Annotated in this window: 9 protein-coding genes; all 9 read left to right on the top strand. The window is 44.8% G+C overall.

Going from position 1 to position 6968, the window contains the following annotated elements:
- The first annotated feature begins 93 nt into the window (after positions 1-93).
- The 9 genes from J6I68_RS06070 (at position 94) to J6I68_RS06030 (ending at position 6842) form a co-directional block, all read left to right on the top strand.
- On the top strand, positions 94-876 hold the full coding sequence (locus J6I68_RS06070; protein ID WP_292218533.1) for a basic amino acid ABC transporter substrate-binding protein: 783 nt from the start codon (positions 94-96) through the stop codon (positions 874-876).
- A gap of 9 nt (positions 877-885) precedes the next feature.
- On the top strand, positions 886-1572 hold the full coding sequence (locus J6I68_RS06065; RefSeq protein ID WP_292218531.1) for an amino acid ABC transporter permease: 687 nt from the start codon (positions 886-888) through the stop codon (positions 1570-1572).
- Positions 1559-2296, top strand: coding sequence for an amino acid ABC transporter ATP-binding protein (locus tag J6I68_RS06060; RefSeq protein WP_292218530.1), 738 nt, complete (start codon positions 1559-1561; stop codon positions 2294-2296). The genes J6I68_RS06065 and J6I68_RS06060 overlap by 14 nt, the downstream gene beginning before the upstream one ends.
- 230 nt (positions 2297-2526) lie before the next feature.
- Positions 2527-3432: a transporter substrate-binding domain-containing protein gene (locus J6I68_RS06055; RefSeq protein WP_292218528.1), complete on the top strand. Its 906-nt coding sequence runs from the start codon at positions 2527-2529 to the stop codon at positions 3430-3432.
- Positions 3433-3474: 42 nt separating this feature from the next.
- Positions 3475-4137, top strand: coding sequence for an amino acid ABC transporter permease (locus J6I68_RS06050; RefSeq protein ID WP_292218526.1), 663 nt, complete (start codon positions 3475-3477; stop codon positions 4135-4137).
- Positions 4138-4139: 2 nt separating this feature from the next.
- Positions 4140-4910, top strand: a complete 771-nt coding sequence (locus tag J6I68_RS06045) for an amino acid ABC transporter ATP-binding protein (protein WP_330622436.1) — start codon at positions 4140-4142, stop codon at positions 4908-4910.
- A gap of 9 nt (positions 4911-4919) precedes the next feature.
- Positions 4920-5429, top strand: a complete 510-nt coding sequence (locus J6I68_RS06040; RefSeq protein WP_292218521.1) for a hypothetical protein — start codon at positions 4920-4922, stop codon at positions 5427-5429.
- A 13-nt stretch (positions 5430-5442) separates the two neighbouring features.
- Positions 5443-5829, top strand: a complete 387-nt coding sequence (locus J6I68_RS06035; RefSeq protein ID WP_292218519.1) for a VOC family protein — start codon at positions 5443-5445, stop codon at positions 5827-5829.
- 26 nt (positions 5830-5855) lie between these two features.
- Positions 5856-6842: a PLP-dependent cysteine synthase family protein gene (locus tag J6I68_RS06030; protein ID WP_292218517.1), complete on the top strand. Its 987-nt coding sequence runs from the start codon at positions 5856-5858 to the stop codon at positions 6840-6842.
- Positions 6843-6968: the final 126 nt, after the last annotated feature.

Genomic DNA, 6968 nt, shown 5'->3' with positions numbered 1-6968 from the left:
TATTAGGACTTGATTTAATTTAATATTGTTGCTATATTATACATAAAATGTATAAATATACAGAATTTATGTATAAAACAGGAGGAGAAAATTATGAAGAAGAAATTTTTATCAGCCTTTGTAGCAACAATGATGACCATGGTCTTTCTTTGCGGATGCGGCGGCGCAGCTACCGCTGGAGAGGCAGAAAATGGCGGAGAAGCTTCAAAGGAAACCCTTATTGTAGGAACCAACGCAGCTTTTCCGCCTTTTGAGTATGTAGGCGATGATGGAAAGCCTGACGGATTTGATATTGCTCTTATCAAGGCAATCGGTGAGGAGATCGGAGTTGAGGTTCAGATCCAGGATATGGAGTTTGATTCACTTGTATCATCCATCGGTAACAAGATCGATGTTGCTATCGCAGGTATGACAGTTACAGAAGAGAGACAGCAGATGGTTGATTTCTCAGATCCATACTACGAGGCTGTACAGGCTGTTATCATTCCTAAGGGAGCGGCCATTGCTACAGCAGATGACTTAAAGAACAAAAAGATCGGTGTTCAGCTTGGAACAACAGGTGAGTTCATTGCTGATGAGATCGAAGGCGCTGAGGTTTCAGCTTACAACAAGGCAGTAGATGCTGTTAACGACCTCAACAACGGACGTGTTGATCTTGTTATTGTTGACAAGAACCCTGCAGAGGTATTTGGCGCACAGTTCTCTGACAAGGTTGACGTTGTAGCAGGTGAGAACTTTGACTTTGAGCCAGAGAACTACGCTATTGCTCTTCCTAAGGGAGATGAGGATCTTGCAGTTAAGATCAACACAGCTTTAATGAAGTTCAAGGACAACGGAACATACGACAGTCTCGTTAAGCAGTACATTGAGGAGTGATTTAGGTAAATGACCATTTCAGAACGATTTGCTGCAGCCTTTATTACAGGTGAGCGCTGGAAACTGTATATTTCAGGTCTTGGGATTACCCTTGAGATAGCTCTTTTCGCTGGAATCCTTGGTATCATCATTGGTACTGTGGCGGCTCTTATGAAGCTGTCAACAACTGAGGATGGCAAGCCCACGATCCTTAACTACATCGCATCAGTTTACGTAGATGTTATCCGCGGAACGCCGAGCGTTTTGCAGCTCCTTATCATGTGGTTCATCGTAATGGCGTCATCCAACAACGGTATTTTAGTTGCATCCCTTTCCTTTGGTATCAATTCAGGAGCCTACGTTTCTGAGATCGTAAGGGGAGGCATCCTTGCCGTTGATAAGGGACAGATGGAGGCAGGAAGATCTCTGGGTTTGTCCAAGGCCAAGACCATGCGCTACATCGTTCTTCCCCAGGCTATGAAGAATGTCATTCCTCCCCTGGGCAACGAATTTATTACTCTTGTAAAAGAGACCGCTATTGTAGGATATGTATCTCTGTCAGATCTTACACGTGTTGCTAACCAGATCGCATCAAGGACCTATGACGCATTCATGCCTCTCATAGGTGCAGCTGTCATCTACTTTATCGTGATCAAGATCCTTACGATACTCCTTGGAAAACTTGAAAGGAGGATGCGCAGAAGTGATCTCCGTTAAGAATCTTACAAAAGACTACACTAAGGCTGATGGTAACCACATAAGGGTTATCGAGGGCCTCAACTACGAAATTGAAAAGGGTGAGAAGATTGTTATCGTTGGACCATCAGGTTCAGGTAAGAGAACCTTCCTTAGGTGCTTAAATCTTCTTGAGAGACCTACTGCTGGACAGATCTTTTTTGATGGCGAGGAAATAACCGCCAAGGGTACAGATATCAACAAGGTAAGGCAGAGGATGGGAATGGTATTTCAGAATTTCAACCTCTTTAACAATCTTACCGTTATGCAGAATCTTACACTGGCTCCTGTTAAGCTTAAGGTCATGAACGAAAAAGAGGCCAGGGAAAAAGCAACTGAGCTCCTTAAAAGAGTAAATCTCTTAGACAAGGCAGACGTTTACCCGGCTTCCCTTTCCGGCGGCCAGAAGCAGAGGATCGCCATCGTGCGCTCCCTCTGCATGAACCCTGAGATGATGCTCTTTGACGAGCCCACATCAGCCCTTGACCCTGAAATGGTCGGTGAAGTTTTAGACGTTATGAAGCAGCTTGCCGAGGATGGCATGACCATGGTAGTAGTTACCCATGAGATGGGCTTTGCCAGAGAGGTTGCCACCAAGGTGCTGTTCATGGACGAGGGAATCCTCCTTGAGGAGAACACCCCCGAGGAATTCTTCGAACACCCAAAAACCAAGCGCCTCCAGGACTTCCTGTCCAAGGTACTGTAATATATTGCATACAACAAGACACGGGGACGGTTCTACTGTCTCATTGCACGCAATGAGACAGTAGAACCGTCCCCGTGTCTTGTTTTTTTGTGCCTTTGCAGAGGGTATAAACAAAATTTATATTCACCTATAAGATTAGTATGTTTTACATTGCTCCGCCGCTACCGCATAATCACATACAACAAAACCAAGTACAAAAACACTAATTCAAAAAAGCGGAGGACAAAATTATGAAAAAGAAAATCTTAGCAACACTTATTAGCTCAGTTATTGCAGTATCATCACTTACAGCTTGCGGTTCACAGGGAGCAGCAAGTGCAAGCGCAGCTACAACGCAGAATGAAGAGGCTGCTGAAACAACGCAGGCTCAGGCAGAGACAACTGATACAACAGAAGCTGCAGCAGAGGCTGAAACTACTGGTGATGATCTTCTTAACACCATCAAAGAACGCGGCTACATCATCGTAGGAACAGAAGGAACCTGGAGCCCATACACATATCACAATGACAACGATGAACTTGTAGGCTTTGATGTAGAGGTTGCAAAGTACATAGCAGATTACATCGGAGTAGATATTCAGTATTCAGAAACTTTATGGGGATCAATGTTCGCTTCTCTTGATGCAGGACAGATCGATGTAGTTATCAACAGCGTATCTTACTCAGATGAGCGAGCAGAGAAGTACGATTTCTCAGAGCCATACAACTATTCACAGCACGCATTCCTTGCTCTTAAGGACAACGACGAAGTTAACACATTAGAGGATGCAAAGGGCAAGACAGCAGCAAACGATCCAACTAGCTCAATCGGAAAGTACGCTGAGGACAATGGAGCAATCCTTGATGAGGTTGGTGAAGCAGCACAGGCTGTCAGCGAAGTAAGAAACGGAAGAGCTGATCTTACATTCGGAACAACAGTTGGATTTGCAGATTACTTAAAGCAGCATCCAGAGGATGAGGAAGTATTCAAGGTTGTTGTAACAAGCGACCCTGAGCCAAATGCATACATTCCTGTAGTTAAGGGCAACGAAGAGCTTGTAAAAGTTATCAACGAGGCTCTTGCACAGGCAAGAGAAGACGGAACACTTTCAGCTCTGGCACTTAAATACTTCGACCTTGACACAACTCAGGGCTGATAAAGATCTGTTATAAGAATAAAACACGATTGGACAGTGGTTATGAACGAGAGAATAATAAACGAACTAATTGAATCATTTGGGAAACTGCTCATGGCGGGACTTAAGGTATCACTTCCCCTTACAATCGCATCATTTTCAGCAGGACTTATAATCGCATTTTTGGTAGCTTTGGCACAGATAGCCAAAGTTCCGGTACTCAGACACCTGGTAAGGGTATATGTGTGGATCATCAGATGTACACCAATGATAGTTCAGCTTTTTATAGTGTACTTTGGACTACCCAGTATAGGTATAAAGTTCAACTCCTTTGTGAGCGCCTGGCTTGTTATGTCACTGAGCGTCGGAGCCTACTGCTCGGAAACCGTAAGGGCGGCAATCCAGTCGGTACCTGTGGGACAGCTTGAAGCCTGCTACTGCGACGGACTTACCTTCTGGCAGGGAATGATGCACGTCATTGTACCTCAGGCCCTCAGAACAGCTTTTCCACCGCTGTCCAATTCAATTATAGGACTGGTAAAAGATACATCTCTTGCGTACAGTGTCGCCCTTGTTGAAATCCTGGCAACAGCCCAGAGGATTGCAGCAAGAACCTATGACTACTTCTGGTTGTACTTAGAAGCCGGACTTATTTATCTGATCATCTGCTCGGTTCTTACTGTTATCCAGAGCAGGGCTGAAGCGGCACTTGAGAGGAGGAGATGAACATGCTGGAACTAAAAAATGTCCACAAGCAGTTTGGGGACAATGTGGTACTTAAGGACGTGAGCCTTAAGGTTGAGAAGGGAGATGTGGTTGCAATCCTGGGCCCCAGCGGCTCAGGAAAAACAACACTTCTAAGATGCGCAGGGTACCTTAACAGAGCTGACAGCGGACGCCTTGTCATAGGAGACAAGGAATTTGATCTTAAGAAGATCGCAGGAAAAGATCTTTTGGACTACAGGAGCAGAGTTGGATTTGTATTCCAGAGCTTCAACCTCTATGGCAATAAAACAGCCCTTGGCAATGTGACCCTTGGTCTTACAGTTGCTCAGAAGATGAAAAAAGACGAAGCAGAAGAAATAGGCAGAAAGCTTCTTGAAAGAGTTGGACTGTCAGATAGAGTTGACTATTATCCATCAAAGCTTTCAGGTGGCCAGCAGCAGAGAGTTGCAATAGCAAGAGCTCTTGCTACAAATCCGGAAGTTGTGTTCTTTGATGAACCCACATCAGCTCTTGACCCGGAGCTTACAGGAGAAGTTTTAAATGTAATAAAGTCACTTGCAGACGACGGAGTCACAATGATAGTTGTCACTCATGAGATGGAGTTTGCAAGGAAAGTAGCAACAAGAGTTGTATTCATGGAAAACGGAGAGATCGTTGAAGAGAACAATTCCAAGGATTTCTTTGAACATCCACAAAAAGAAAGAACCAAAGAATTTATCTACAAATCAAGCACCTGGGCGTCTGATACTCAGATTGACGGAAGTGGAATTTAAGGAGGAACTATGGACATCGTAAGTCTTATCGATATAGATAATGCGTCACAGGAAGTTAAGGATGCCATAAACAGGCACGTGGCGGAGGGACATTCAATTACAAATGAGAAGAGGACTCTTTTGCACAACATCCCTTCCTTTTGGGCTCTTGAAGGAAAGAGCTATGAGCTTAGCGCAGAACTTAAAAAGTTCATTTCACCAAGAGCAGCAAACCTCTTTGAATACGCCATATCCGTTGAAAACGACTGCCTTGTGTGCACAACCTACTACAAGAAGTACATGGAGTCCATCGGAGTTGACATCAACAATGTGGATTACACAGAGGAAGAGGAGCTTGTGATCGAGTACGCACAGGCAATCGTAAGGGACAGAAAGAACATCCCCCTTGACCTCTTTGACAGGATAAAAGCAAGGATCGGCGAAGAAGGGCTTGTAGTCCTTACCACCATGGGAATGTTCATGATCGCCAACAATTATTTCAATGACATTCTTCACGTAAGATCTGAATTTTTGGAGTAAGGGGGAGATAAAAATGTATCTTAAAAACGTTGGTATTTTTGTAAAAGACCTTGAGGGGGCAAAAGAGTTTTTTGAAAGCTATTTTGGAGCTAAGGTCCTTAAGACCTTTGATAACCCTGCGAAAGAGTACTACTCATATATTCTTGATTTTGACGGACAGGCCTGGGTAGAGCTTATGAAAAAACCTGAGACCGTCGACCTTCCCAAGGATCCCAACAGACTGGGCCTTGCCCACATCTGCTTTAAGATCGACACCAGGGAAAAGCTCAATGAGATCATCAGAAGGTTTAAGGAGTCTGGATACACGATCCAGTACGAACCAGAAAAAGAGGATGGTCCAGGCGAAGTTCGTGCAGTGACCTTTGAGGATATTGTGATCGAAGCCAACTATGGCTATTAACTAGAAATCTTTGAAGGGGAGAGAAGATGGCAAATATAGTAAAAGATATAGCGCAGCTTGTGGGGCACACTCCCCTTTATGAGTTTGCAAGATATGGGAAAAAGCACGGATTAAAGGCAACAGTCCTGGGCAAATTGGAATACTTTAATCCGTCAGGTTCTATCAAGGACAGGACAGCCCTTAACATGATCCTGGACGCAGAAGAAAAGGGACTTATAAAACCTGGAGATACTATCGTTGAGGATACTTCAGGAAACACGGGGATTGGGCTGGCTGCATTTGCGGCAAGCAGAGGGTATAAACTCAAGATTTTCCTGGAGGCTGACCAGTCTATAGAAAGAAGGAAGATACTTAAGGCCTATGGCGCTTCAGTGAAGTTTACAACAGATGTTCCGGGACTTAAAGAAGCAAAAGAGAACGGAACATTTTCTTTAAAACTCTATCAGGAACTGATCGAGGACTACTGCAGGAAGCAGGATACAAGACACTTCTTCACAGATCAGTTGTCTAATGAGTCCAACCCATCAGTTCACTACAAATACACAGGACCTGAGATCTGGGAGGATACAGATGGTAAGGTTGACATTCTGGTTGCAACCGCTGGAACAGGCGGAACCATCACAGGTCTTGCAAAGTTCCTCCGGGAAAAGAATCCTGACGTAAAAATAGTTGCTGTCCAGGCAGACATAAACTCCAGGACAGGAGCAGGAGAGCATCCTAAGACAATAGATGGCATCGCACCTTTTGCAGGAGAAGGCGTAAAGGAAGAGTGCAAAGCGCCTTTTATGGCAGGCTTTGATTACGACGAGTACATAGATGTAAGCGGCGTTGACGCCTATGCCACAGGCCTTGAAATAGCAAGGACAGAAGGAATACTCCTTGGCCAATCCGCATCTGCTGCAATGTACGCAGCAAGGCAGGTGGCAGCAAGGGATGAAAATACCGGAAAGAACATTGTAGTGATCCTTGCAGACAACGGAATGAAGTATCTTAGCACACAGATGTATGACTAAACTGCCAGAGGGACTGACAAGACACGGGGACGGTTCTGCTGCGACAGGGGTGGACCATGGGGACGGGGTTAGAAGCCACGGGGACGGTTCTTTTGGCTGGTTTTGAAAAACTAAACCAGCCAAAAG

The sequence above is a fragment of the Butyrivibrio sp. genome (assembly GCF_017940685.1).
GTDB lineage: Bacteria > Bacillota > Clostridia > Lachnospirales > Lachnospiraceae > Butyrivibrio.
This window is presented reverse-complemented; position numbering and strand designations above follow the sequence as displayed.